The sequence below is a fragment of the Escherichia sp. S10b genome (assembly GCF_028421345.1).
Lineage (GTDB): Bacteria > Pseudomonadota > Gammaproteobacteria > Enterobacterales > Enterobacteriaceae > ECMA0423.
In genome coordinates this window covers 38,781-65,560 of record NZ_JAHZSO010000074.1, presented here as the reverse complement: position 1 = coordinate 65,560, position 26,780 = coordinate 38,781, and the positions used below count along the sequence as shown (strand labels likewise).

Here is a 26,780-nt window from a genome sequence, read left to right as displayed (position 1 = left end):
AATCTCGATGTTGTGGAAACCATTTGCGAGCTGCTGGAAGAACTGGCTCCGAACAAGCCGCACGGCGTGGCGCACTATCGTGACTTGATCACCTTTGTCGCTGACCGTCCGGGGCATGATCTGCGTTATGCCATTGATGCTTCGAAAATTGCCCGTGAACTTGGTTGGCTGCCACAGGAAACCTTTGAAAGTGGAATGCGTAAAACGGTGCAGTGGTATCTGGCTAATGAAAGCTGGTGGAAGCAGGTGCAGGACGGCAGCTATCAGGGCGAGCGTTTAGGTCTGAAAGGCTAATTTTCAGCGGAGGCAAACATGAAAGGTATTATCCTGGCGGGCGGTTCCGGTACCCGATTGCATCCGATTACGCGCGGCGTATCGAAGCAACTGTTGCCGATTTACGATAAGCCAATGATTTACTATCCGCTGTCGGTGCTGATGCTGGCCGGTATCCGCGAAATTCTCATCATCACTACGCCGGAAGATAAAGGTTATTTCCAGCGCCTGCTGGGCGATGGTAGTGAGTTCGGTATCCAGCTGGAATACGCCGAACAGCCCAGCCCGGACGGTCTGGCGCAGGCCTTTATCATCGGTGAAACCTTCCTCAACGGTGAACCTTCTTGTCTGGTGCTGGGCGATAACATCTTCTTCGGTCAGGGCTTCAGTCCGAAGCTGCGTCATGTTGCGGCGCGCACGGAAGGGGCGACGGTATTTGGCTATCAGGTGATGGACCCGGAACGCTTTGGCGTGGTGGAGTTTGACGACAATTTCCGCGCTATCTCGCTGGAAGAAAAGCCAAAACAGCCGAAGTCAAACTGGGCGGTGACCGGGCTTTATTTCTACGACAGTAAAGTCGTGGAGTACGCAAAGCAGGTGAAGCCGTCGGAGCGTGGTGAACTGGAGATTACCTCCATCAACCAGATGTACCTCGAGGCGGGCAACCTGACCGTTGAACTGCTCGGGCGCGGATTTGCCTGGCTGGACACTGGCACTCACGACAGCCTGATTGAAGCCAGTACCTTTGTGCAGACAGTAGAAAAACGCCAGGGCTTTAAGATTGCCTGCCTGGAAGAGATCGCCTGGCGTAACGGCTGGCTCGATGACGAGGGTGTGAAGCGTGCTGCCAGTTCATTAGCGAAAACTGGCTACGGCCAATATCTGCTGGAGTTACTTCGTGCCCGTCCGCGCCAGTATTGAGCCACTAACCTGGGAAAACGCCTTCTTTGGTGTTAACAGCGCCATCGTGCGCATTACGTCTGAAGCACCGCTCCTGACGCCAGACGTGTTAGCGCCGTGGTCACGGGTGCAGGCCAAAATTGCGGCATCAAATACGGGTGAACTGGATGCCCTGCAACAGCTGGGATTCTCCCTGGTAGAAGGTGAAGTTGATTTGGCACTACCCGTGAACAATGTCAGTGATAGTGGTGCTGTAGTGGCACAAGAGACCGATATTCCCGCATTACGTCAGTTAGCCAGCGCCGCATTTGCGCAAAGCCGTTTTCGTGCGCCGTGGTATGCGCCTGACGCCAGCAGACGCTTTTATGCACAGTGGATTGAAAATGCCGTGCGCGGCACCTTTGATCATCAATGTCTGATTTTACGTGCGGCGTCCGGCGGTATTCGCGGTTATGTCTCTTTACGGGAACTCAATGCGACAGATGCGCGAATTGGCCTGCTGGCTGGACGCGGTGTAGGTGCTGAGCTGATGCAAACGGCGCTAAACTGGGCGTATGCTCGCGGTAAAACAACTTTGCGGGTGGCGACCCAAATGGGCAACACCGCCGCGCTTAAACGATACATACAAAGTGGTGCGAATGTAGAAAGCACCGCGTACTGGTTATACAGGTGATCACATGATTCCATTTAACGCACCGCCGGTGGTGGGAACCGAACTCGACTATATGCAGTCGGCAATGGGTAGCGGCAAACTGTGTGGCGATGGCGGTTTTACCCGTCGCTGCCAGCAGTGGCTGGAGCAACGTTTTGGTAGCGCCAAAGTGTTACTGACGCCGTCCTGCACCGCTTCGCTGGAGATGGCGGCGCTGCTGCTCGATATCCAGCCTGGCGATGAAGTGATCATGCCGAGCTACACCTTTGTCTCCACCGCCAATGCCTTTGTGCTGCGTGGCGCAAAAATCGTTTTTGTGGATGTTCGCCCGGACACCATGAACATCGACGAAACGCTGATTGAAGCGGCGATCACCGACAAAACGCGCGTTATCGTGCCGGTCCATTACGCGGGTGTGGCCTGCGAAATGGACACCATTATGGCGTTGGCGAAAAAGCATAATCTGTTTGTGGTAGAAGATGCCGCTCAGGGCGTGATGTCCACTTACAAAGGGCGTGCACTGGGAACCATTGGTCATATTGGCTGCTTTAGCTTCCATGAAACCAAAAACTATACGGCGGGTGGTGAAGGCGGCGCGACGCTGATTAACGATAAAGCGTTAATCGAACGAGCCGAGATCATCCGTGAAAAGGGCACTAACCGCAGCCAGTTCTTCCGTGGTCAGGTCGATAAATATACCTGGCGCGATATTGGCTCCAGCTATTTGATGTCCGATCTGCAAGCTGCGTACCTGTGGGCGCAACTGGAAGCAGCGGATCGTATCAACCAGCAACGTCTGGCGCTGTGGCAAAACTACTACGATGCGTTAGCGCCTCTGGCGAAAGCCGGGCGTATCGAGCTGCCGTCGATTCCCGATGGCTGCGTGCAGAACGCGCATATGTTCTACATTAAACTGCGGGATATTGATGACCGGAGCGCGTTGATTAACTTTCTGAAAGAAGCGGAAATCATGGCGGTGTTCCATTACATTCCGCTGCACGGTTGCCCTGCGGGGGAACGCTTTGGTGAGTTCCACGGTGAAGATCGCTACACCACCAAAGAGAGCGAGCGCCTGCTGCGCCTGCCGCTGTTCTACAACCTGTCGCCCGTCAATCAGCGTACGGTAATTGCGACTTTGTTGAACTACTTCTCCTGATATGTCGTTGGCAAAAGCGTCCTTGTGGACGGCGGCCAGTACACTGGTCAAGATTGGTGCCGGGTTACTGGTCGGTAAGTTGCTGGCTGTGTCATTTGGTCCGGCGGGGCTTGGGCTGGCGGCAAATTTCCGCCAGTTGATTACCGTGCTCGGCGTGCTTGCCGGAGCTGGCATCTTTAACGGTGTAACCAAATACGTTGCCCAGTACCATGATAATCCGCAACAGCTGCGCCGCGTGGTCGGCACTTCATCAGCGATGGTACTTGGTTTCTCTACGCTGATGGCGCTGGTTTTTGTGCTGGCAGCTGCGCCAATCAGCCAGGGATTGTTTGGTAATACCGACTATCAGGGGCTGGTGCGTTTAGTGGCGCTGGTGCAAATGGGGATCGCCTGGGGCAACCTGTTACTGGCGCTGATGAAAGGCTTTCGCGATGCCGCAGGTAATGCGTTATCGCTGATTGTCGGCAGCTTGATTGGCGTTCTCGCGTACTACGTCAGTTACCGTTTGGGCGGTTATGAAGGGGCGTTGCTGGGTCTGGCGCTGATTCCCGCGCTGGTGGTAATTCCTGCCGCCATCATGTTGATCAAACGTGGTGTCATCCCGTTAAGCTATCTGAAACCCAGCTGGGATAACGGTCTGGCAGGGCAGTTGAGCAAATTTACGCTCATGGCGTTGATTACGTCGGTGACCTTGCCTGTTGCTTACATCATGATGCGTAAACTGCTCGCGGCGCAGTATAGCTGGGATGAAGTGGGGATCTGGCAAGGGGTGAGCAGTATTTCCGATGCCTACCTGCAATTTATTACGGCATCGTTCAGCGTATATTTGCTGCCCACGTTGTCGCGGCTAACGGAAAAGCGCGATATCACCCGGGAAGTGGTTAAATCGCTGAAATTCGTCTTACCGGCAGTGGCGGCGGCGAGTTTTACCGTCTGGCTGCTGCGTGATTTTGCTATCTGGCTGCTGTTGTCGAATAAATTTACCGCTATGCGCGATCTCTTTGCCTGGCAGTTAGTGGGTGATGTGTTAAAAGTGGGCGCTTATGTCTTTGGTTATCTGGTGATCGCCAAAGCGTCATTGCGGTTTTATATTCTGGCGGAAATCAGCCAGTTCACTTTATTGATGGTATTTGCCCACTGGCTAATCCCTGCGCATGGTGCACTGGGCGCGGCGCAGGCATATATGGCAACTTATATCGTCTATTTTTCTCTTTGTTGTGGCGTGTTTTTACTCTGGCGTAGGCGGGCATGACTGTACTGATTCACGTACTGGGATCGGATATCCCTCACCATAACCGAACCGTTTTGCGGTTTTTCAATGACGCGCTGGCTGCGACGAGCGAGCACGCGCGCGAGTTTATGGTTGTTGGCAAGGACGACGGCTTAAGTGATAGCTGTCCGGCGCTTTCTGTGCAATTTTTCCCTGGGAAAAAATCGCTGGCGGAAGCGGTCATCGCGAAAGCAAAAGCTAACCGTCAGCAGCGATTTTTTTTCCACGGTCAGTTCAATCCCACACTGTGGCTGGCTCTGCTGAGTGGTGGCATTAAGCCCAGCCAGTTTTTCTGGCATATCTGGGGGGCAGACCTGTATGAGCTTTCCAGTGGCTTGAGATATAAGCTTTTTTACCCACTACGTCGCCTGGCGCAAAAGCGAGTCGGCTGTGTATTTGCCACCCGCGGCGATTTGAGCTTTTTTGCCAAAACGCACCCAAAGGTGCGGGGAGAACTGCTGTACTTCCCGACGCGGATGGACCCTTCTCTCAATACGATGGCGAACGATCGGCAACGTGAAGGAAAAATGACCATTCTGGTGGGGAACTCCGGCGACCTCAGCAATGAGCATGTCGCCGCTTTACGTGCCGTTCATCAGCAATTTGGCGATACGGTAAAAGTGGTGGTGCCGATGGGATATCCGCCTAATAACGAAGCGTACATTGAGGAAGTTCGTCAGGCGGGGCTGGAGTTATTCAGCGAAGAAAATCTGCAAATTTTGAGCGAAAAACTGGAATTTGACGCCTATCTGGCGCTACTTCGTCAGTGCGATCTTGGTTACTTTATTTTTGCTCGCCAGCAGGGCATTGGTACGCTGTGCTTACTGATTCAGGCGGGCATTCCTTGTGTGCTTAACCGGGAAAATCCGTTCTGGCAGGATATGACGGAACAGCATTTGCCAGTGCTGTTTACTACCGACGATCTCAACGAGGATATTGTGCGTGAAGCGCAGCGCCAGTTGGCGTCGGTGGATAAAAACACCATTGCCTTCTTTAGCCCTAACTATCTACAAGGCTGGCAGCGGGCGTTGGCGATTGCCGCCGGGGAGGGCGCATGAGTCTGCTGCAATTCAGTGGCCTGTTTGTGGTCTGGCTGCTCTGCACGCTGTTTATTGCCACGCTGACCTGGTTTGAGTTTCGCCGTGTGCGCTTTAACTTCAATGTCTTCTTTTCATTGCTGTTTTTGCTCACCTTTTTCTTCGGCTTCCCGCTGACCAGCGTGCTGGTATTTCGCTTTGATGTTGGTGTCGCGCCGCCAGAAATCTTGTTGCAGGCGTTGCTTTCTGCGGGCTGCTTCTACGCGGTTTACTATGTCACCTACAAAACCCGCCTACGCAAACGCGTTGCTGATGTACCGCGCCGTCCGCTGTTTACCATGAACCGCGTGGAGACCAATCTTACGTGGGTGATCCTGATGGGCATCGCGCTGGTAAGCGTCGGCATCTTCTTCATGCACAACGGCTTTTTGCTGTTCCGGCTTAACTCCTACAGTCAGATCTTCTCCAGTGAAGTCTCCGGCGTGGCGTTAAAACGCTTCTTTTACTTTTTCATCCCGGCGATGCTGGTGGTCTACTTTCTGCGCCAGGATAGCAAAGCGTGGCTGTTTTTCCTCGTCAGCACGGTCGCCTTTGGCTTGCTGACTTATATGATTGTCGGCGGCACTCGCGCCAATATCATCATCGCATTCGCTATCTTCCTGTTTATTGGCATTATTCGCGGCTGGATTTCGTTGTGGATGCTGGCGGCGGCGGGCGTGCTGGGGATTGTGGGCATGTTCTGGCTGGCGCTAAAACGCTATGGAATGAATGTGAGCGGCGATGAAGCGTTCTATACGTTTCTCTATCTCACTCGCGACACCTTCTCGCCATGGGAGAATCTGGCGTTGCTGTTGCAGAACTACGACAACATCGACTTCCAGGGCCTGGCTCCAATTGTCCGCGATTTCTATGTCTTTATCCCTTCCTGGCTGTGGCCGGGTCGCCCGAGTATGGTGCTGAACTCAGCCAACTACTTTACCTGGGAAGTGCTGAATAACCACTCCGGACTGGCGATCTCGCCTACGCTTATAGGCTCACTGGTGGTGATGGGCGGCGCGTTGTTCATCCCACTCGGGGCGATTGTGGTTGGACTGATCATCAAATGGTTCGACTGGCTGTATGAGCTGGGCAACCGCGAGACTAATCGCTATAAGGCTGCGATATTGCACAGTTTCTGCTTTGGGGCGATCTTCAATATGATCGTGCTGGCACGTGAAGGGCTGGATTCGTTTGTCTCACGCGTAGTCTTTTTTATCGTGGTCTTCGGCGCATGTCTGATGATCGCAAAACTGTTGTACTGGCTTTTTGAAAGCGCCGGACTCATTCATAAACGTACAAAATCATCGCTCCGGACGCAGGTTGAAGGATAACAATGAATAACAACACCATGGCACCGACCTATACGCTGCGTGGCTTACAGTTGATTGGTTGGCGTGATATGCAGCACGCCCTCGATTATCTGTTTGCTGACGGGCATCTTAAGCAGGGAACGCTGGTTGCCATTAATGCCGAAAAAATGCTGACCATTGAAGATAATGCTGAGGTCAGGGAGCTAATTAACGCTGCCGAATTTAAATATGCGGATGGCATCAGCGTTGTACGTTCAGTACGTAAAAAGTACCCGCAGGCGCAGGTTTCCCGCGTTGCCGGTGCTGATCTCTGGGAAGAGCTGATGGCGCGCGCAGGCAAAGAAGGGACGCCGGTATTTCTTGTGGGCGGTAAACCTGAAGTGCTGGCGCAAACTGAAGCTAAACTGCGCAACCAGTGGAATGTGAATATCGTTGGCAGTCAGGATGGTTATTTTAAACCCGAGCAGCGTCAGGCGCTGTTTGAACGCATTCATGCCAGCGGAGCGCAAATCGTCACCGTTGCGATGGGATCGCCAAAGCAGGAGATCTTCATGCGCGACTGCCGTCTGGTGCATCCAGATGCGCTGTATATGGGCGTTGGCGGGACTTACGATGTTTTCACCGGTCACGTAAAACGCGCACCGAAAATCTGGCAAACGCTGGGACTGGAGTGGCTCTACCGCCTGCTTTCGCAGCCGAGCCGCATTAAGCGTCAGCTTCGTTTGCTGCGTTATTTACGCTGGCACTACACCGGCAACCTCTGATTTTCCTCTCTTTGTAAAGCGACGGAGTGGTCACTCCGTCGCCTGTCTGCTTTTTTATTACACAAAGCATTCAAATTTTTAATGCTTTATTTGCCATTTCTCCTGAATTACGAAAACATTCGCAACACTCGATGTACCCATAACGATAACCGGTAACACCGGAAAGCATGCAAACACAACACGAGGATTTATGGCAGATAACAAACCAGAGCTACAGCGTGGGCTGGAAGCTCGACATATCGAACTCATCGCCCTGGGGGGCACCATTGGCGTCGGCCTGTTTATGGGGGCCGCCAGTACCTTGAAATGGGCCGGGCCATCCGTATTGTTGGCCTATATCATCGCCGGGCTATTCGTCTTTTTCATCATGCGTTCAATGGGCGAAATGTTGTTCCTCGAACCGGTTACCGGTTCGTTCGCCGTTTATGCGCATCGTTATATGAGCCCGTTCTTTGGTTATCTCACCGCCTGGTCTTACTGGTTTATGTGGATGGCCGTGGGGATCTCAGAAATCACCGCCATTGGCGTTTATGTCCAGTTCTGGTTCCCGGAGATGGCGCAGTGGATACCCGCATTGATCGCAGTGGCGCTGGTGGCGTTGGCGAATCTGGCGGCGGTGCGGTTGTACGGCGAAATCGAGTTCTGGTTCGCGATGATCAAAGTCACCACGATTATCGTGATGATTGTCATTGGCCTGGGCGTGATTTTCTTTGGCTTTGGCAATGGCGGGCAGTCGATTGGTTTTAGCAATCTCACAGAGCATGGCGGTTTCTTTGCGGGTGGCTGGAAAGGGTTCCTGACCGCGCTGTGTATTGTGGTGGCGTCCTACCAGGGCGTGGAGCTGATTGGCATTACTGCCGGTGAAGCGAAGAATCCGCAGGTGACGCTGCGCAGTGCCGTAGGCAAAGTGCTGTGGCGGATCCTGATTTTCTACGTAGGCGCGATTTTCGTTATCGTCACCATCTTCCCGTGGAATGAAATTGGCAGCAACGGCAGCCCGTTCGTACTGACTTTTGCCAAAATCGGTATTACCGCAGCGGCGGGCATTATCAACTTTGTGGTGCTGACGGCTGCGCTCTCTGGCTGTAACAGCGGCATGTACAGTTGCGGACGTATGCTCTACGCACTGGCGAAAAACCGTCAGTTACCGGCGGCGATGGCGAAAGTTTCCCGTCACGGCGTACCAGTTGCGGGTGTGGCAGTATCTATTGCTATTCTGCTAATTGGCTCATGCCTGAACTACATCATTCCCAATCCGCAGCGTGTGTTTGTCTACGTCTACAGTGCCAGCGTGCTTCCGGGGATGGTGCCATGGTTTGTGATATTGATAAGCCAGCTGCGTTTTCGGCGTGCACATAAAGCGGCGATTGCCAGCCATCCGTTCCGCTCAATCCTGTTCCCGTGGGCCAACTACGTAACAATGGCATTCCTGATTTGCGTTTTGATCGGCATGTACTTTAATGAAGATACGCGTATGTCGCTGTTTGTTGGCATCATCTTTATGCTGGCGGTGACGGCGATTTATAAAGTTTTTGGCCTTAATCGCCACGGGAAAGCGCATAAACTGGAGGAATAAGCAGCAAAACGCACAAACCGTAACCAAACGCGCAATTTATTTAAAAAGGGACTAGACAGAGGGGTGGGAAGTCCGTATTATCCACCCCCGCAACGGCGCTAAGCGCCCGTAGCTCAGCTGGATAGAGCGCTGCCCTCCGGAGGCAGAGGTCTCAGGTTCGAATCCTGTCGGGCGCGCCATTTAGTCCCGGCGCTTGAGCTGCGGTGGTAGTAATACCGCGTAACAAGATTTGTAGTGGTGGCTATAGCTCAGTTGGTAGAGCCCTGGATTGTGATTCCAGTTGTCGTGGGTTCGAATCCCATTAGCCACCCCATTATTAGAAGTTGTGACAATGCGAAGGTGGCGGAATTGGTAGACGCGCTAGCTTCAGGTGTTAGTGTCCTTACGGACGTGGGGGTTCAAGTCCCCCCCCTCGCACCACGACTTTAAAGAATTGAACTAAAAATTCAAAAAGCAGTATTTCGGCGAGTAGCGCAGCTTGGTAGCGCAACTGGTTTGGGACCAGTGGGTCGGAGGTTCGAATCCTCTCTCGCCGACCAATTTTGAACCCCGCTTCGGCGGGGTTTTTTGTTTTCTGTGCATTTCGTCACCCTCCCTTCGCAATAAACGCCCGTAATAACTCATTGCCCCACGGTATGATTTCGCCCTTAACGTATTGAAGGATGACTTCAGGCAAGGAGTGACCATGCTGCAACAGGTTCCAACGCGTGCTTTTCATGTGATGGCGAAACCGAGTGGTTCCGATTGTAATCTGAACTGTGACTACTGTTTTTATCTCGAAAAACAATCCCTTTACCGCGAAAAGCCAGTCACGCATATGGACGATGACACGCTGGAAGCGTATGTCCGTCACTATATCGCTGCCAGCGAACCGCAAAACGAAGTGGCTTTTACCTGGCAGGGCGGCGAACCAACGTTACTCGGGCTGGATTTTTACCGCCGTGCCGTAAAGTTACAGGCGAAATACGGTGCTGGCAGGAAGATAAGTAACAGCTTCCAGACTAACGGCGTGCTGCTCGATGATAAATGGTGTGCATTTCTGGCAGAAAATCATTTTCTTGTTGGGTTATCGCTGGACGGTCCGGCTGAGATCCACAATCAATATCGCGTGACCAAAGGTGGCAGACCAACGCATAAGCTGGTGATGCGTGCCCTGACGCTGCTGCAAAAACATCATGTCGACTATAACGTGCTGGTCTGCGTCAACCGCACCAGCGCGCAGCAACCGTTGCAGGTTTATGATTTTTTGTGCGATGCGGGAGTCGAATTCATCCAGTTTATTCCGGTGGTCGAGCGCCTGGCTGATGAAACAGCTGCCAGCGATGGACTGAAACTACATGCGCCTGGTGATATTCAGGGGGAACTGACGGAATGGTCGGTGCGCCCCGATGAATTTGGTGAATTTCTGGTGGCGATATTCGACCACTGGATCAAACGCGACGTCGGCAAGATTTTCGTGATGAATATCGAATGGGCGTTTGCCAATTTTGTCGGTGCGCCGGGTGCGGTTTGCCATCATCAGCCAACCTGTGGGCGCTCGGTGATTGTTGAGCACAACGGCGACGTTTACGCCTGCGATCACTATGTTTATCCGCAATATCGGCTGGGGAATATGCATCAGCAAACAATTGCAGAAATGATCGATTCCCCGCAACAGCAGGTGTTTGGTGAAGATAAATTTAAGCAATTACCGGCGCAGTGTCGCAGTTGTAACGTGTTAAAAGCGTGCTGGGGAGGCTGCCCGAAACACCGCTTCATGCTCGATGCCAGCGGCAAACCGGGGCTGAATTATTTGTGTGCCGGGTATCAGCGTTATTTCCGCCATCTACCGCCATATCTTAAAGCAATGGCTGATTTGCTGGCGCACGGTCGCCCGGCCAGTGACATTATGCAGGCACATTTGCTGGTGGTGAATAAGTAAAAAAGCGGCCATTTTGTGGCCGCCTGCGGTTGATTGCCGGATGCGGCGTAAACGCCTTATCCGGCCTACATGATCGTGCAAATTCAATAAATTGCAGCGTTCTGTGGATACTGGTTTGGGTGATCGTATCCGGCAAAGCCTTTGCGTGCGGTGGCAGTTGACGGGGTATCTGCTGCGCTGGCCATGAGAGGAAGAGCGGCGGCGACAGCAACAACAAGAAGTTTGGGTGAAAACGAAAATTCCATGCAAAATGCTCCGGTTTCATGTCATCAAAATGATGACGTAATTAAGCATTGATAATTGAGATCCCTCTCCCTGACAGGATGATTACATAAATAATAGTGACAAAAATAAATTATTTATTTATCCAGAAAATGAATTGGAAAATCAGGAGAGCGTTTTCAATCCTACCTCTGGCGCAGTTGATATGTAAGGCAGATTTATTATATCGCGTTGATTATTGATGCTTTTTTTAGTTTTAACGGCAATTAATATATGTGTTATTAATTGAATGAATTTTATCATTCATAATAAGTATGTGTAGGATCAAGCTCAGGTTAAATATTCACTCAGGAAGTTATTACTCAGGAAGCAAAGAGGATTACAGAATTATCTCATAACAAGTGTTAAGGGATGTTATTTCCCGATTCTCTGTGGCATAATAAACGGGTAGATGCTCATTCCATCTCTTATGTTCGCCTTAGTGCCTCATAAACTCCGGAATGACGCAGAGCCGTTTACGGTGCTTATCGTCCACTGACAGATGTCGCTTATGCCTCATCAGACACCATGGACACAACGTTGAGTGAAGCACCCACTTGTTGTCATACAGACCTGTTTTAACGCCTGCTCCGTAATAAGAGCAGGCGTTTTTTTATGCATCAGAAAGGTCCCGGAGGTGCTTGCCTCCGGGTGAGAAGGAACTACTGTGGTGGGTTGTTCTGCAACGTTAACATCAAACCGTCGCGACGCATCGCTGCAGCTTCTTCCGGCTTGTGCAGTCTGTCCAGCGCGTCGGCAAGCCATGCGTAATCGTAGGCGTCCGGACGTTGTTTCAGCGCCGCGCGGAAGGCGAGCGATGCTTCCTGCCATTCTCCGTGCTTCATCAGTGACTGGCCCAGTGTGCTCCACAACAGCGGGCGATCGCCGACGTTTTTGATCTGCTGGCGCAGCACTTTTTCCAGCTGTTCCGGATTGTTGGTTTTCAGTCGAGGAATCGGCAGCAGTAGGCGATCGTCGTACTGGCGTTTCAGGCCATCGATGATAATTTGCTGGGCAGTATCATGATCGTCACATTCAATAAGATGTTCCGCCATTGCCACCTGCAACGCTACCTGATGACGCGTTTTCCGGCTTTGGTTTTTCCACCAGTTACGCAAACCTTCACTACCGTTATCGGCACGCGCCTGATCCATCAGGCCAATCCATGCCTGTTGTTCCAGCATTGCACGATGTTCTTCATCACCAACATGGGCTTTCGCCATTGATGGGATGATATCCAGCAGAGAACTCCATGCACCTGTGCGGATATACGCCTGTTCCGCCAGACGTAATACTTCCGGATGGCGTGGCGTAACTTCCAGCAGCTTATCCACGCCGTGGCGTGCAGCATGGTTTTCATTACGGGCCAGTTGCAGACGTACACGGGTGATTTCTACCGGAATGGTGTCATTGCCGGCCAGCTCTGCTGCGCGTTCCAGATGTTGGTTGGCGCGTGCTTCATCACCACGTTGTTGCGCGGCTTCGGCAGCCAGTAGATAGTTTACCACCGGTTGTTCCGCGTGATCGGCATTTTTCGCCATCAGCTTTTCAACTTGCTGATAATCGCCTTCCGCCAGTTTCAGCAGCGCCTGTTCGGTCTGCTTACGGGCACGGCGACGCTTACGTCCGACAAACCACCCACGGGTGTGTGCGCCTGTGCGGAAGATCCGCCGCAGTAGCCACTCAATGGCAAACAGCACTACCATCGCCAGAATCAAAATAATCGCCAGGCCCGTGACGCTGGTTTCGATATTGTAGTTGTCAGTCTGGATCAGCACGTAACCCTGATGACCGGCAATCATCGGGCCAACCACTATCCCCGCAATCAGCAAAACAAAGAGTAATAACACTTTTAGCATGGTTATTCTCCTTGCGGCGCGGCTGCCGGAGTATCACCTTGCGGTGCAGGTGCAGGTGCAGGTGCAGGTGCAGGTGCAGGTGCAGGTGCAGGTGCAGGTGCAGGTGCAGGTGCAGGTGCAGGTGCAGGTTTAGCTTCCGTTGTCCCCGCTGCCGGTTGTGCCAGCAGGTTACGCACGCGAGTCTGCATCAGTTTTTCCAGCATCGCCTGGCTTTGCAGGGTTTCCGGAAGATCCATCGAGATATTTTGCTGGCTTAACTGGTCTACCTCGTCGAGGAACGCTTTGGTGGTGGCATCATCAGTATCGTAGTAAGCACGTACCCAGGTGGAGACGTTCTCCAGCGCCTGGCGATAAGTCTCTTGCTGGTGACGCGGTACAGCTTGTGCTGCGACCAGCAGGCGAGAGCGAATATTTTCGCGCAGATAGATATCCTGATTTGGCGCTAACAGCGGTACGGCGGTGTCATCACGACGGCGAATCGTAATGAAGTTGTCCATAAAGTTCTGCCAGCTTTTTTGCAGATTGATACGCCATTCGCTGATGGAACTGGAAAGCTCTTCACCGTCGGAATCCATCGGCGAACCATCGCTGTCATTATCGGCCAGACGCAGGTTATCTACCTGATTTGAAAGCTGATTAAGCTTAAGGATGATGCCGTCATAATCCACCTGCGAAACTGCAGAAAGGCTGGCGATATCATCGGTAATTGCCCGACGAACGGTAATCAGACTCGGGTCATTCATATCCGCCAGGCTGGCATCTGCACTTTTCAGCAACGCTGCAGCGGTCGTGACGTCCTGATCGCTCCACAGCTTCCGTCCGGCGAGTTTCACCAGAAAATCGGCCTGAGCCAGCAGCCAGGTTTTAGCATCGCTGCCGGAAATGGTGGCGACCTTTTGTTGGACTTCATCCAACTGTTTTGCCAGCGTTTCTTGCTGACGATTCGCCTGCTTAAGCTGTGCAGCTTGTTGCTTAATAATGCCTTCCAGCTCGGCTTTTTGGCTCTCCTGGGCTTTTTGCAATGCCGTCAGTTGGTTAGCCAGGGCATCGCTGGTGGCGGTCTGATTGACGGCCTGTTGTTTACCCCAGCCATACAAACCGACGCCCGCCGCCAGAGCAATAGCGATAGCCACCGCGCTGAGAATCAATGCGGTATTGTTCTTACTCTTTTTTTCTGTTGCGACAGGTTGTGACGTGGTGTCCACGGCCTCCCTGGTCTCTTCAACCACGGCGGAGGTTTTTTCTTGTTCCGTCATTATGGCTTCCTGTTATGAGAGTTATTGTAATGCCCGTAAAAGCGCATCGTTGTCAGCGTTATCGGCGACCTTAATGTCTTGCCAGCCCAGTTCCCGGGCGAGTTTCGCCAAACGCTCACTGACGACCAATAGTCGACAGTGTAGTAACCAGTGCTCACGATACCATTGTGGGATCAGCGACCAGAGTTGCTGCAACATTTCACCGCTGGTAACAACGACCATCGTCACCTCGCGGGATTGCCAGCGCATCGCTTCTTCTGCACCATCGTAATGGATTGCGCATCGTTGATAACATTCACAAAAAGTGACCTCAGCACCGCGCGCTGTCAGGGTATCCCCAATTAGCTCACGACCGCCATTGCCACGTAATATCAGCGCACGTTTGCCCGCAATATTTTGTAATTCAGGTAATTGTAGCAAGACTTCGCTGATTTCCCGATCCTGCGGGTAGAGAATCTTCTGTCCGCTTACGGTATGTAGCGCCAGTGCGGTGGTGCGTCCAATGGCGAAATAATCAGGTAGTCGGGGCCATTTACGATCTTGCTGATGCAGCTGTGATTGGGCAAAAGCAACCGCGTGTTGCGAGAGGGCAAACAACAGATCGCTCTCCCCCAGCGCCGCCAGTTGATCAGCAAGTTGCGGTAATTGTCGACCCGGAGAAAACTCAATCAGCGGAAAATGCCAGGCCACCTGCCCCAGTGTGCGCAGACGGCTCACTAACTCTTCTCCAGCGGGAGACGGGCGGGTGACCAGGATACTCATGCCGGGGCGTCTCCGTTATAGACTTCAGCGAGGATCTCGCGCGCGCCGTTATTCAGTAGCTCTTCTGCCAGCGAAATCCCCATTTGTTCGGCATTTTGCGGCGCACCGCGGCGTTCACCGCGAATAATCTGCGAACCGTCCGGCGCGCCGACCAGCGCACGCAGCCAGATTTCACCATCAATAAGCTCGGCGTAGCTACCAATTGGCACCTGACATCCGCCTTCGAGACGGGTATTCATGGCGCGTTCTGCGGTAACGCGCAGTGCAGTTTTGTGGTGATTCAGCGCGGCAAGCAGCTCGCGAGTGCGTGCATCATCAAGGCGGCATTCAATACCCACCGCACCTTGCCCTACCGCCGGAAGAGAAATCTCGGGTGGCAACGCGGCGCGAATACGTGACTCCAGACCTAAACGTTTTAGTCCGGCTACGGCAAGAATGATGGCATCGTATTCGCCGTTATCTAGTTTGCTCAGGCGAGTGCCGACGTTGCCGCGCAGGGAGCGGATAATCAGATCCGGGCGGCGTTCAGCCAGTTGGCACTGGCGACGTAAACTGGACGTCCCGACGATACTGCCTGCCGGTAACGCATCCAGACTGTCATAATTATTGGACACAAAGGCATCGCGAGGATCTTCACGCTCACAAATAGTGACCAACCCCAGACCTTGCGGGAATTCAACCGGCACATCTTTCATTGAATGTACGGCGATATCGGCGCGATTCTCCAGGAGCGCGACTTCCAGCTCTTTTACAAATAAGCCTTTTCCGCCTACTTTCGCCAGCGGCGTATCAAGAATCACATCGCCGCGCGTCACCATCGGTACCAGTTCAACCACCAGGCCCGGATGGCTCGCCATCAACTTGTCTTTGACATAGTGTGCCTGCCAGAGTGCAAGTGGGCTTTGGCGTGTGGCAATTCTTAAAACATTGTCTAACATGCTTGTTACCGTCATTATCATCCGTGGTCCATCCTAACATCCTTGCCAGAGTGATGTCAGTGTTGTGGTGAAACGTAGACGCCTGCGCAAACCGTAAAATGAGGTCTGGCAGTGGATCCTGACAGGCGTTTCACGCCGTCGTAATAAGGAATTTACAGAGAATAAACGGTGCTACACTTGTATGTAGCGCATCTTTCTTTACGGTCAATCAGCAAGGTGTTAAATTGATCACGTTTTAGACCATTTTTTCGTCGTGAAACTAAAAAAACCAGGCGCGAAAAGTGGTAACGGTTACCTTTGACATACGAAATATCCCGAATGCCGCGTGTTACCGTTGATGTTGGCGGAATCACAGTCATGACGGGTAGCAAATCAGGCGATACGTCTTGTACCTCTATATTGAGACTCTGAAACAGAGACTGGATGCCATAAATCAATTGCGTGTGGATCGCGCGCTTGCTGCTATGGGGCCTGCATTCCAACAGGTCTACAGTCTACTGCCGACATTGTTGCACTATCACCATCCGCTAATGCCGGGTTACCTTGATGGTAACGTTCCCAAAGGCATTTGCCTTTACACGCCTGATGAAACTCAACGCCACTACCTGAACGAGCTTGAACTGTATCGTGGAATGTCAGTACAGGACCCACCGAAAGGTGAGCTTCCAATTACTGGTGTATACACCATGGGCAGCACCTCGTCCGTAGGGCAAAGTTGTTCCTCTGACCTGGATATCTGGGTCTGTCATCAATCCTGGCTCGATAGCGAAGAGCGCCAGTTACTACAACGTAAATGTAGTCTGCTGGAAAGCTGGGCCGCCTCGCTGGGTGTGGAAGTCAGCTTCTTCCTGATTGATGAAAACCGCTTCCGTCATAATGAAAGCGGCAGCCTGGGGGGCGAAGATTGTGGCTCCACCCAGCATATACTGCTGCTTGACGAATTTTATCGTACCGCCGTGCGTCTCGCCGGTAAGCGTATTCTGTGGAATATGGTGCCGTGCGACGAAGAAGAGCATTACGACGACTATGTGATGACGCTTTACGCGCAGGGCGTGCTGACGCCAAATGAATGGCTGGATCTCGGTGGCTTAAGCTCGCTTTCTGCTGAAGAGTACTTTGGTGCCAGCCTTTGGCAGCTCTACAAGAGTATCGATTCCCCATACAAAGCGGTACTGAAAACACTGCTGCTGGAAGCCTATTCCTGGGAATACCCGAACCCACGTCTGCTGGCGAAAGATATCAAACAGCGTTTGCACGACGGCGAGATTGTATCGTTTGGTCTCGATCCATACTGCATGATGCTGGAGCGTGTTACTGAATACCTGACGGCGATTGAAGATTTTACCCGTCTGGATTTAGTACGTCGCTGCTTCTATTTAAAAGTGTGCGAAAAGCTCAGCCGTGAACGCGCCTGCGTAGGCTGGCGTCGCGCAGTGTTGAGCCAGTTAGTGAGCGAGTGGGGTTGGGACGAAGCTCGTCTGGCAATGCTCGATAACCGCGCTAACTGGAAGATTGATCAGGTGCGTGAGGCGCACAACGAGTTGCTCGACGCGATGATGCAGAGCTACCGTAATCTGATCCGCTTTGCGCGTCGCAATAACCTTAGCGTCTCCGCCAGTCCGCAGGATATCGGCGTGCTGACGCGTAAGCTGTATGCCGCGTTTGAAGCATTACCAGGTAAAGTGACGCTGGTAAACCCGCAGATTTCACCCGATCTCTCGGAACCGAATCTGACCTTTATTTATGTGCCGCCGGGCCGTGCTAACCGTTCAGGTTGGTATCTGTATAACCGCGCGCCAAATATTGAGTCGATCATCAGCCATCAGCCGCTGGAATATAACCGTTACCTGAACAAACTGGTGGCGTGGGCATGGTTTAACGGCCTGCTGACCTCGCGCACCCGTTTGTATATTAAAGGTAACGGCATTGTCGATTTGCCTAAGTTGCAGGAGATGGTCGCCGACGTGTCGCACCATTTCCCGCTGCGCTTACCTGCACCGACACCGAAGGCGCTCTACAGCCCGTGTGAGATCCGCCATCTGGCGATTATCGTTAACCTGGAATATGACCCGACAGCTGCGTTCCGCAATCAGGTGGTGCATTTTGATTTCCGTAAGCTGGATGTCTTCAGCTTTGGCGAGAATCAAAATTGCCTGGTAGGTAGCGTTGACCTGCTGTACCGCAACTCGTGGAACGAAGTGCGTACGCTGCACTTCAACGGCGAGCAATCGATGATCGAAGCCCTGAAAACTATTCTCGGCAAAATGCATCAGGACGCCGCACCGCCAGATAGCGTGGAAGTCTTCTGTTATAGCCAGCATCTGCGCGGGTTAATCCGTACTCGCGTGCAGCAACTGGTTTCTGAGTGTATTGAACTGCGCCTTTCCAGCACCCGCCAGGAAACCGGGCGTTTCAAGGCGCTGCGCGTTTCTGGTCAAACCTGGGGGTTGTTCTTCGAACGCCTGAATGTATCGGTACAGAAACTGGAAAACGCCATCGAGTTTTATGGCGCTATTTCGCATAACAAACTGCACGGCCTGTCAGTGCAGGTTGAAACCAATCACGTCAAATTACCGGCGGTGGTGGACGGCTTTGCCAGCGAAGGGATCATCCAGTTCTTCTTCGAAGAAACGCAAGACGAGAATGGCTTTAATATCTACATTCTCGACGAAAGCAACCGGGTTGAGGTGTATCACCACTGCGAAGGCAGCAAAGAGGAGCTGGTACGTGACGTCAGTCGCTTCTACTCGTCATCGCACGATCGCTTCACCTACGGCTCAAGCTTTATCAACTTCAACCTGCCGCAGTTCTATCAGATTGTGAAGGTTGATGGTCGTGAACAGGTGATTCCGTTCCGCACAAAATCTATCGGTAACATGCCGCCCGCCAATCAGGACAACGATACGCCGCTATTACAGCAGTATTTTTCGTGATGAGCGTGCCGGAAAGCGAGGCTTATCCGGCATGCAATCTTAGCGGAAACTGACTGTTTCACCCGCTTGCTGTGTCGCCGCCTGTTCCAGCAAATCCCAGAAGGTTTCGCCGCTGCGATCGCAAATCCACTCATCGCCTTTCAGATCAAAATGGTAGCCGCCTTGTTTGGTTGCCAGCCATACCTGGTGCAGCGGTTCCTGGCGGTTGATAATGATTTTGCTGCCGTTTTCAAAGGTAATGGTCAGCACGCCGCCGTTGATTTCGCAGTCGATATCGCTGTCGCCATCCCAGTCGTCCAGACGCTCTTCAATGGTCAGCCACAGTTGATCAGCCAGGCGATGAAATTCACTGTCGTTCATTGTTGTATCCTGTTTTTAAGTGATGGCGGCAGTATAGCGGCATGGGGTCAGGGCTTCAAAGTTTGCACCTCTGCTGCTGCGTTCCGGCATGATTCATCCGTCACCGGAATAATGATGTCTCTGTTTTGAACTTCACGTACGTTCTCCTCTCTGACACGAGTTTTCGCCGGGCAGGGGGAGGGCGTAATCCTTACCTCTGTATCGGTCCATGTATAAACATTGCGATCGTCATAAGCGAAGCGATCGTTTTTAGTTAGCGGACCGTTAACTGGAATAATTTGCAAGCTCTTTGACCGTAATTGGCGGATAAAGTAAGCATGTTGTTTGCCGCCATTAAATGAGCGATCAATGACCAGGTCTGGCGTATCCAGCGGGATTATCTCAAGCTGGTCTTCACCAAATATCGATAATTTTGTTACATACAGCCGATCTTTATATTGCGCAATATTGCCAGTAATCAGATGAAATTGTTCAGGTTCAATACCTGGTAGGTCTATCCACTTGCTCCACTGACGGTCGGACGTGAGCTGTTTACGCCAGCGAACGCGACTTTCCCCTACTTCAAAAGAGACGTCATCATCTACGGGTATCGCTTTGCCTGATAATTGACCAAAGGGATAACGATGCATACCCTTATTGTCGCGAAAAACCAGCAGTGAATGAGGTATCCAGCGAATTATCTCAAATGAGTCTGCATTCGCCGTAAGGTGAACGCCATTTAAATAAATATTCTGCCCACTGCGGATAAGCAGATCATTGGAATACAAATTTCTGTTTACACTCATAAGACGTGGATTAATACCCCACCATCTTTTTTCTAATACAGTAACATTACTGCTGCTCCCCTGACGTCGACCGGACAAATAGAGATTTTTACTATCCACCAGCGTGGTAGAGTTACCTTCGATAGCTTTTAGTGTCGCCAGATCAACACGTGACGCGCCGCTATTACTTTCGGTGCGCTGTCCGTCAAAATAGAGGCTATATTTATCGACCGCGAAGCGGCCCATAGCCTGAAAGCTGGCAATATCGACAGTGGGGGTTCCCGGTGGATTGCTAACGATTTTGCCACGCCAGAGAATAACGCGGCCGTCTGTCACCCAGTGGTATTCCTCATTTTTTATGCTTATTTCATCGGAAGGTATATAACCCGTTTTCCCAGAGATATTTTTCACAAGGCGCAAATCGGCCCTGCTCATCTCCGGAAACTGGGCAATGATTTTCTTATCCCCCCAATAACCTTTACCGTAAGACATAACACCGTGATCATTGTAATAGTCGAACCCTATGGCCTGTACAGCAGGCGTCAGAAATGTGTGTCCCAACAGGATGAGTGCAACTGTGATTATTTGACCCTTCATTTTGTCGCCTCATTGCGCGGGGCAGGAATAAATTCGCCGTCATCAGTAATTTTTCCGTCCAGATATCCCGTTTTGTAATTTACGCCATAGCCATATCCCGAATGTTGTTCCTTCCAGATTAAGCGAACTTGTTTCGGATCAGCGGTGCGGTATCGCCAGAGCTGCGCGCCATCAAAGCTGTAAATGTAGCGGTTATCGCGGGCATACCATCTGCGCAAAAAGGGATGGTCATTAAGATGGGCTTCGCGTTCATCCGGAGAACGGTTATCCAGTAAGATCAGCGGTCCGTCAGATTCAAACACATGTAAACCGGAATGGTATGGCCACCCTTCGGCACGCGTAAGTAAATAGCCGTGGCGTTTCCCGGCGTTGAAACGTTTGTTGATAATAAGATTGGGATCATCAAGTTTCACGATTTCCAGCTTGCGGTCACCAGACTCTGTTTCGATGATGGTATAAAGCGAGTCCTGATACTGGGCGACAGCATCACTGATGGGTTGAAACTGCTCCGGATCGAGTCCGGGTAATTCTTCCTGTTTACAAGCAGGTCCTTTACGCCAGAACACTTTCTTTTCCAGCAGAGAAAAATCCAGACAGTGCTTTGTTAAATCTTCATCCCACGCCAGATTTTCCTTGTCGAGGACTTTACGCTGTAGCCCGTTTTTATCACGCCAGGTCAAGAGTGAGCCGGGCATCCAGCGCACGACGGAAAAGGTGTCCGGGTCGGCATCAAGCTGTTCGCCGTTGATCAGGATTTTGGTCCGTGTACGAGCCAGGGTATCCCAGGGGCCAAATGGCATAGCCACACAGGGATTAAACGCGGTAGAAAACTTTCCTCGCTGATCCCATGACTTTTGTGCCAGCACACGGAAACTATCGGGATCTGCGAGGCGATGCCCATTGATATACAAGAAATTAGCGTCACGTAATATCAGCCCCAGTAAGTCAGGATCCCAGGGAGGCCGGAATTCCACCTGATGCAGTGTTTTGATATCTAAGCGATTTCCCCCGCCATTGTTATCTGTGCGCTTGCCTTCGAAATAGAGACTGTGTTTATCTGCGGCAAAATCACCCCACGCCTTGAACGAGGCGACATCGACGGGAGGTTTGTCTGGCGGGTTTTGCACAACTTCACCCGCGTAGAGGATATAGCGACCATCGCTATGCCAGGAGTAATGAGGATACCAGGCCTGTGCGCCTTCATAGAGGTAGTCGGTTGTCAGATCAGTCAGAGGAGGTACTTTATCCCATTTGTCTAGTGTTGTCGGGTCTATTAATAAATTGGGTAAACGGCGCAAACTTTTGTAATTCACGTCAGGAAGAGAAAGATTTGTTTCTTTATAAGGGCGCAGGTATACCACGCCTTTTCCCTGTTTCTGGTAAATATTATGTTCAGGCGGATCAAGCCGACATCCCCATGCCGACGATAAAAACAATGAACAAGACAACAAACAAACCACATTGCGATAGTGCATAAAGCCATCCTGGCGCGAGGTGCCGATCACGAAACTACCAGCAGAACATAATTCCTCGCACGTAAGCGTAACTTTTGCGGCAAATCGTCACTTTTCAGAATCTATAAAGGCCATCGCTATTTTCTGATAGTTGCTGGGGTAAACTTGAGGTTTTCATTCACGATATAAATACGAGCTACTGCGCCATGGTGTGACTGATCACGTTAAAATGTGCCGGATTGACGCCGGGAAGGGTGTCAACATGCGACTCTGCCCACCGTTACCTACTTTATTGTCTTTCGCGTGTTGTACTTAGGTCCCACCACCGGTATCTAACATTCCCCACATTATTACGCTTTCTGCCGAACGTGATTTTTATAGAAATCTATCAATTCATTTTCCCTGTACCATAAAGTTTATCTTTCACATCCTGCCGAACGCGGGTCTTGTACCCCCCGTTGTGAAGATCTTCATACGGAGAAAAAGAATCTTTACTCCACCCCAGCAGCACTTTATCGCCAGGCATAAAATGCACATGCAGAAAATCTTCTCCCCATTCTCTTTTGGGGAGAGGTAACGTCATATTCCGTTTCTCCAGACGCATTCCAGCATTATACTGTGTACGAGTAGTACTTAATGTCCAGATAACCTCTGCCGTATCCCCACTAACATCACCACAACAGGTTGTTGAACCGCCACCATTTGCAAAAGCATTCGCGCCCGCCACGCCGTTAACACTGAATCCCAGTATCGGGCGGTCAATTTCACTGTGGATTTCCAGAATCACTCCACCTCTTGGTCCTCCCCATACTGCCTGTCCTATATTCCACAACACGACCAGTACCGGAACGACAATTAACGTCCGCCATACCCAGCGCCCCCACCGGGCATAACCGCGCGTAAGCTTTTGGTCAAATTTTTCCAGTTGGGTAAATAGCCCCATCAGATTTTATTCCCTCTTATCACCAGGTTGGCAAAGTTGTATGTCACTGGCGACTAAGGTCAGACAACAAAATTGCATGGTGCGCCACTCTTTTAAAAGCTCCATGCCGACGATAAGAACAACGAACAAGCCAACAAACAAACTACATTGCGATAGTGCATAGAGCCATCCTGGCGCGAGGTGCCGATCACGAAACTACCAGCAAAACATAAATCCCCACGAGTAAGCGTTATACTCGCAGCATTTCCTCACTTTTCAGACTTCATAAAGAGTCGCTAAACGCTTGCTTTTACGTCTTCTCCTGCGATGATAGAAAGCAGAAAGCGATGAACTTTACAGGCAATCCATAATGAAAAACGTGTTTAAGGCACTCACTGTATTAATTACTCTCTTCAGCCTGACGGGCTGCGGTCTGAAAGGTCCGCTCTATTTCCCGCCTGCAGATAAAAACGCACCGCCGCCGACCAAACCGGTAGAGACGCAAACGCAATCCACGGTGCCGGATAAAAACGATCGCGCCACTGGCGATGGTCCATCCCAGGTGAATTACTAAAAGTCAGTTTCTGTACCCGCGTGATTGGAGTAAATGATGCAGTTCTCGAAAATGCATGGCCTTGGCAACGATTTTATGGTCGTCGACGCGGTAACGCAGAATGTCTTTTTTTCACCGGAGCTGATTCGTCGCCTGGCTGATCGGCACCTGGGGGTAGGGTTTGACCAACTGCTGGTGGTTGAGCCGCCGTATGATCCTGAACTGGATTTTCACTATCGCATTTTCAATGCTGATGGCAGTGAAGTGGCGCAGTGCGGCAACGGTGCGCGCTGCTTTGCCCGTTTTGTGCGTCTGAAAGGACTGACCAATAAGCGTGATATCCGCGTCAGCACCGCCAACGGGCGGATGGTTCTGACCGTCACCGATGATGATCTGGTCCGCGTAAATATGGGCGAACCCAACTTCGAACCTTCCGCCGTGCCGTTTCGCGCTAACAAAGCGGAAAAGACCTATATTATGCGCGCCGCCGAGCAGACAATCTTATGCGGCGTGGTGTCGATGGGAAATCCGCATTGCGTGATTCAGGTCGATGATGTCGATACCGCGGCGGTAGAAACGCTTGGTCCTGTTCTGGAAAGCCACGAGCGTTTTCCGGAGCGCGCCAATATCGGTTTTATGCAAGTGGTTAAGCGCGAGCATATTCGTTTACGCGTTTATGAGCGTGGGGCAGGAGAAACCCAGGCCTGCGGCAGCGGCGCGTGTGCGGCGGTGGCGGTAGGGATTCAGCAAGGTTTGCTGGCCGAAGAAGTACGCGTGGAGCTCCCCGGCGGTCGTCTTGATATCGCCTGGAAAGGTCCGGGTCACCCGTTATATATGACTGGCCCGGCGGTACATGTCTACGACGGATTTATTCATCTATGAAGCAACCAGGGGAAGAACTGCAGGAAACACTCACGGAGCTTGATGACCGGGCGGTTGTCGATTATCTGATTAAAAATCCTGAGTTTTTTATCCGTAATGCGCGCGCAGTAGAAGCGATACGTGTGCCGCATCCGGTACGCGGCACCGTTTCGTTGGTCGAATGGCACATGGCCCGCGCACGTAATCATATTCATGTTCTGGAAGAGAACATGGCGTTGTTGATGGAACAGGCTATCGCCAACGAAGGCCTGTTTTATCGCTTACTCTACCTGCAGCGCAGTCTCACCGCCGCCAGCAGTCTCGACGATATGCTGATGCGCTTTCACCGCTGGGCGCGCGATCTCGGCCTGGCTGGTGCGAGTCTGCGCCTGTTTCCGGATCGCTGGCGCTTAGGTGCGCCGTCGAACCACACTCATCTGGCATTAAGCCGTCAGTCTTTCGAACCGCTGCGTATTCAGCGTTTGGGGCAGGAACAGCACTATCTTGGGCCGCTTAACGGACCAGAGCTGCTGGTGGTGCTACCGGAAGCGAAAGCGGTGGGATCGGTGGCGATGTCGATGCTGGGAAGCGATGCTGATTTGGGTGTTGTGCTGTTTACCAGTCGCGATGCCAGTCACTATCAACAAGGGCAGGGAACGCAGTTACTTCATGAAATTGCGCTGATGTTGCCGGAGCTTCTGGAGCGTTGGATTGAACGCGTATGACCGATTTACACACCGATGTAGAACGCTACCTACGTTATCTGAGCGTGGAGCGCCAGCTTAGCCCGATAACCCTGCTTAACTACCAGCGTCAGCTTGAGGCGATCATCAATTTTGCCAGCGAAAACGGCCTGCAAAGCTGGCAGCAATGTGATGTGACGATGGTGCGCAATTTTGCTGTACGCAGTCGCCGTAAAGGGCTGGGAGCAGCAAGCCTCGCGTTACGGCTTTCTGCGCTACGTAGCTTTTTTGACTGGCTGGTCAGCCAGAACGAACTCAAAGCTAACCCGGCGAAAGGTGTTTCGGCACCGAAAGCGCCGCGTCATCTGCCGAAAAACATCGACGTGGACGATATGAATCGGCTGCTGGATATTGATATCAACGATCCCCTCGCTGTACGCGACCGTGCAATGCTGGAAGTGATGTACGGCGCGGGTCTGCGTCTTTCCGAGCTGGTGGGGCTGGATATTAATCACCTCGACCTGGAGTCTGGTGAAGTGTGGGTTATGGGGAAAGGCAGCAAAGAGCGCCGCCTGCCGATTGGTCGCAACGCTGTGGCGTGGATTGAGCACTGGCTTGATTTGCGCGACCTGTTTGGTAGCGAAGACGACGCGCTTTTTCTGTCGAAACTGGGCAAGCGTATCTCCGCGCGTAATGTGCAGAAACGCTTTGCCGAATGGGGCATAAAACAAGGGCTGAATAATCACGTTCACCCACATAAATTACGTCACTCGTTCGCTACGCATATGCTGGAGTCGAGCGGTGATCTTCGTGGTGTGCAGGAGCTACTGGGTCATGCCAACCTCTCCACCACGCAAATCTATACTCATCTTGATTTTCAACACCTTGCCTCGGTGTACGATGCGGCGCATCCACGCGCCAAACGGGGGAAATAATGCGTTTTTACCGGCCTTTGGGGCGCATCTCGGCGCTCACCTTTGACCTGGATGATACCCTTTACGATAACCGTCCGGTGATTTTGCGCACCGAGCGAGAGGCGCTTACCTTTGTGCAAAATTATCATCCGGCGCTGCGCAGCTTCCAGAATGAAGATCTGCAACGCCTGCGCCAGGCGGTACGGGAAGCGGAACCCGAGATTTATCACGACGTGACGCGTTGGCGTTTTCGTTCGATTGAACAAGCGATGCTCGACGCCGGGCTGAGTGCCGAAGAAGCCAGTGCAGGCGCACACGCAGCAATGATTAACTTTGCCAAATGGCGCAGCCGAATCGACGTCCCGCAGCAAACTCACGACACCTTAAAACAGCTGGCGAAGAAATGGCCGCTGGTGGCGATCACCAACGGTAACGCCCAGCCGGAACTGTTTGGTTTGGGGGATTATTTTGAGTTTGTGCTGCGCGCTGGCCCGCACGGGCGCTCAAAACCGTTCAGCGATATGTACTTTTTGGCTGCGGAAAAACTCAACGTGCCGATCGGCGAGATCTTACATGTTGGGGACGATCTCACCACTGACGTGGGTGGGGCAATTCGCAGCGGAATGCAGGCTTGTTGGATCAGACCGGAAAATGGCGATCTGATGCAAACCTGGGACAGCCGTTTACTGCCGCATCTGGAAATTTCCCGGTTGGCATCTCTGACCTCGCTGATATAATCAGCAAATCTGTATATATACCCAGCTT

Annotated in this window: 24 protein-coding genes, 4 tRNA genes and 1 pseudogene; 20 read left to right on the top strand and 9 right to left on the bottom strand. The window is 52.0% G+C overall.

From position 1 onward, the window contains the following. The 14 genes from FTE26_RS06965 to FTE26_RS06900 all read left to right on the top strand — a co-directional run. Positions 1-294, top strand: a 294-nt coding sequence (locus FTE26_RS06965; RefSeq protein ID WP_272457522.1) for a GDP-mannose 4,6-dehydratase, incomplete at its 5' end; no start/stop codon positions are given. 18 nt (positions 295-312) lie between these two features. After that, entirely contained in the window at positions 313-1,194 is an 882-nt protein-coding gene (gene rfbA / locus FTE26_RS06960; RefSeq protein WP_000676056.1) for a glucose-1-phosphate thymidylyltransferase RfbA, read from the top strand. Further along, complete coding sequence (gene rffC, locus FTE26_RS06955) at positions 1,172-1,846, top strand: dTDP-4-amino-4,6-dideoxy-D-galactose acyltransferase (RefSeq protein WP_001145196.1); 675 nt, start codon at positions 1,172-1,174, stop codon at positions 1,844-1,846. Before rfbA ends, rffC begins: the two co-directional genes overlap by 23 nt. Positions 1,847-1,850: 4 nt before the next feature. Beyond that, on the top strand, positions 1,851-2,981 hold the full coding sequence (rffA, locus tag FTE26_RS06950; protein WP_000612044.1) for a dTDP-4-amino-4,6-dideoxygalactose transaminase: 1,131 nt from the start codon (positions 1,851-1,853) through the stop codon (positions 2,979-2,981). 1 nt (position 2,982) lies between these two features. Beyond that, a complete protein-coding gene (gene wzxE / locus FTE26_RS06945; RefSeq protein ID WP_000050260.1) occupies positions 2,983-4,233 on the top strand; it encodes a lipid III flippase WzxE in 1,251 nt (416 codons plus the stop codon). Beyond that, a complete protein-coding gene (gene rffT, locus FTE26_RS06940; RefSeq protein WP_000217237.1) occupies positions 4,230-5,309 on the top strand; it encodes a TDP-N-acetylfucosamine:lipid II N-acetylfucosaminyltransferase in 1,080 nt (359 codons plus the stop codon). Before wzxE ends, rffT begins: the two co-directional genes overlap by 4 nt. After that, entirely contained in the window at positions 5,306-6,658 is a 1,353-nt protein-coding gene (gene wzyE / locus FTE26_RS06935; RefSeq protein ID WP_000055132.1) for an ECA oligosaccharide polymerase, read from the top strand. Before rffT ends, wzyE begins: the two co-directional genes overlap by 4 nt. 2 nt (positions 6,659-6,660) lie before the next feature. Next, a complete protein-coding gene (gene wecG, locus FTE26_RS06930) occupies positions 6,661-7,401 on the top strand; it encodes a lipopolysaccharide N-acetylmannosaminouronosyltransferase (protein WP_001064010.1) in 741 nt (246 codons plus the stop codon). A gap of 190 nt (positions 7,402-7,591) precedes the next feature. Then, positions 7,592-8,977 (top strand): bifunctional threonine/serine APC transporter ThrP, encoded by a 1,386-nt coding sequence (thrP, locus tag FTE26_RS06925; protein ID WP_000774731.1) that lies wholly within the window; start codon positions 7,592-7,594, stop codon positions 8,975-8,977. Between the two features lie 102 nt (positions 8,978-9,079). Further along, positions 9,080-9,156 (top strand) — tRNA-Arg (locus FTE26_RS06920). A gap of 58 nt (positions 9,157-9,214) precedes the next feature. Beyond that, positions 9,215-9,290: transfer RNA gene (locus FTE26_RS06915), tRNA-His, on the top strand. A gap of 20 nt (positions 9,291-9,310) precedes the next feature. After that, positions 9,311-9,397, top strand: a tRNA-Leu gene (locus tag FTE26_RS06910). Positions 9,398-9,439: 42 nt separating this feature from the next. Then, positions 9,440-9,516, top strand: a tRNA-Pro gene (locus tag FTE26_RS06905). A gap of 146 nt (positions 9,517-9,662) precedes the next feature. Beyond that, the gene (locus tag FTE26_RS06900) at positions 9,663-10,898 is read left to right on the top strand and encodes an anaerobic sulfatase maturase (RefSeq protein WP_000941530.1); all 1,236 of its coding nucleotides are present in this window, start codon (positions 9,663-9,665) and stop codon (positions 10,896-10,898) included. A gap of 107 nt (positions 10,899-11,005) precedes the next feature. Here FTE26_RS06900 and FTE26_RS06895 read toward each other — a convergent pair. The 5 genes and pseudogenes from FTE26_RS06895 to hemC form a co-directional block, all read right to left on the bottom strand. Beyond that, positions 11,006-11,143: pseudogene (locus FTE26_RS06895) on the bottom strand (arylsulfatase); the annotation flags it as partial. A 678-nt stretch (positions 11,144-11,821) separates the two neighbouring features. After that, positions 11,822-13,018 carry a protoheme IX biogenesis protein HemY gene (gene hemY / locus FTE26_RS06890; RefSeq protein ID WP_000921791.1) on the bottom strand — a complete coding sequence of 399 codons (1,197 nt, stop codon included), beginning with the start codon at positions 13,016-13,018 and terminating at the stop codon, positions 11,822-11,824. A 2-nt stretch (positions 13,019-13,020) separates the two neighbouring features. After that, the gene (gene hemX, locus FTE26_RS06885; RefSeq protein WP_001388707.1) at positions 13,021-14,274 is read right to left on the bottom strand and encodes a uroporphyrinogen-III C-methyltransferase; all 1,254 of its coding nucleotides are present in this window, start codon (positions 14,272-14,274) and stop codon (positions 13,021-13,023) included. Positions 14,275-14,295: 21 nt separating this feature from the next. After that, complete coding sequence (hemD, locus tag FTE26_RS06880; protein ID WP_000026061.1) at positions 14,296-15,036, bottom strand: uroporphyrinogen-III synthase; 741 nt, start codon at positions 15,034-15,036, stop codon at positions 14,296-14,298. Continuing rightward, entirely contained in the window at positions 15,033-15,974 is a 942-nt protein-coding gene (hemC, locus tag FTE26_RS06875) for a hydroxymethylbilane synthase (RefSeq protein WP_001296976.1), read from the bottom strand. Before hemC ends, hemD begins: the two co-directional genes overlap by 4 nt. A gap of 386 nt (positions 15,975-16,360) precedes the next feature. Between hemC and cyaA the strand changes: the two genes are divergently transcribed. Further along, the gene (cyaA, locus tag FTE26_RS06870) at positions 16,361-18,907 is read left to right on the top strand and encodes a class I adenylate cyclase (RefSeq protein WP_000281681.1); all 2,547 of its coding nucleotides are present in this window, start codon (positions 16,361-16,363) and stop codon (positions 18,905-18,907) included. A gap of 39 nt (positions 18,908-18,946) precedes the next feature. Here the strand turns inward: cyaA and cyaY are convergent, their stop codons facing one another. The 4 genes from cyaY to FTE26_RS06850 form a co-directional block, all read right to left on the bottom strand. Beyond that, positions 18,947-19,267, bottom strand: a complete 321-nt coding sequence (gene cyaY / locus FTE26_RS06865; RefSeq protein WP_000999947.1) for an iron donor protein CyaY — start codon at positions 19,265-19,267, stop codon at positions 18,947-18,949. Positions 19,268-19,314: 47 nt separating this feature from the next. After that, positions 19,315-20,628, bottom strand: coding sequence for a hypothetical protein (locus FTE26_RS06860; RefSeq protein WP_000678269.1), 1,314 nt, complete (start codon positions 20,626-20,628; stop codon positions 19,315-19,317). Continuing rightward, positions 20,625-22,133: a hypothetical protein gene (locus tag FTE26_RS06855; protein ID WP_000580517.1), complete on the bottom strand. Its 1,509-nt coding sequence runs from the start codon at positions 22,131-22,133 to the stop codon at positions 20,625-20,627. The genes FTE26_RS06860 and FTE26_RS06855 overlap by 4 nt, the downstream gene beginning before the upstream one ends. A 337-nt stretch (positions 22,134-22,470) precedes the next feature. Continuing rightward, positions 22,471-23,025, bottom strand: coding sequence for a DUF3304 domain-containing protein (locus FTE26_RS06850; protein WP_000522559.1), 555 nt, complete (start codon positions 23,023-23,025; stop codon positions 22,471-22,473). A gap of 349 nt (positions 23,026-23,374) precedes the next feature. On the opposite strand from FTE26_RS06850, the gene lptM reads away from it, so the two are divergent. Genes lptM through yigB form a run of 5 tightly spaced genes read left to right on the top strand, consistent with a single transcriptional unit; the run spans position 23,375 to position 26,752 of the window. Further along, on the top strand, positions 23,375-23,578 hold the full coding sequence (gene lptM, locus FTE26_RS06845; RefSeq protein WP_000799884.1) for an LPS translocon maturation chaperone LptM: 204 nt from the start codon (positions 23,375-23,377) through the stop codon (positions 23,576-23,578). A gap of 36 nt (positions 23,579-23,614) precedes the next feature. Continuing rightward, positions 23,615-24,439 (top strand): diaminopimelate epimerase, encoded by an 825-nt coding sequence (gene dapF, locus FTE26_RS06840; RefSeq protein ID WP_001160654.1) that lies wholly within the window; start codon positions 23,615-23,617, stop codon positions 24,437-24,439. Continuing rightward, positions 24,436-25,143, top strand: a complete 708-nt coding sequence (locus FTE26_RS06835) for a DUF484 domain-containing protein (protein ID WP_000812796.1) — start codon at positions 24,436-24,438, stop codon at positions 25,141-25,143. The genes dapF and FTE26_RS06835 overlap by 4 nt, the downstream gene beginning before the upstream one ends. Next, entirely contained in the window at positions 25,140-26,036 is an 897-nt protein-coding gene (gene xerC, locus FTE26_RS06830; RefSeq protein ID WP_000130694.1) for a tyrosine recombinase XerC, read from the top strand. The genes FTE26_RS06835 and xerC overlap by 4 nt, the downstream gene beginning before the upstream one ends. Then, the gene (yigB, locus tag FTE26_RS06825) at positions 26,036-26,752 is read left to right on the top strand and encodes a 5-amino-6-(5-phospho-D-ribitylamino)uracil phosphatase YigB (protein WP_001213584.1); all 717 of its coding nucleotides are present in this window, start codon (positions 26,036-26,038) and stop codon (positions 26,750-26,752) included. Before xerC ends, yigB begins: the two co-directional genes overlap by 1 nt. Positions 26,753-26,780: the final 28 nt, after the last annotated feature.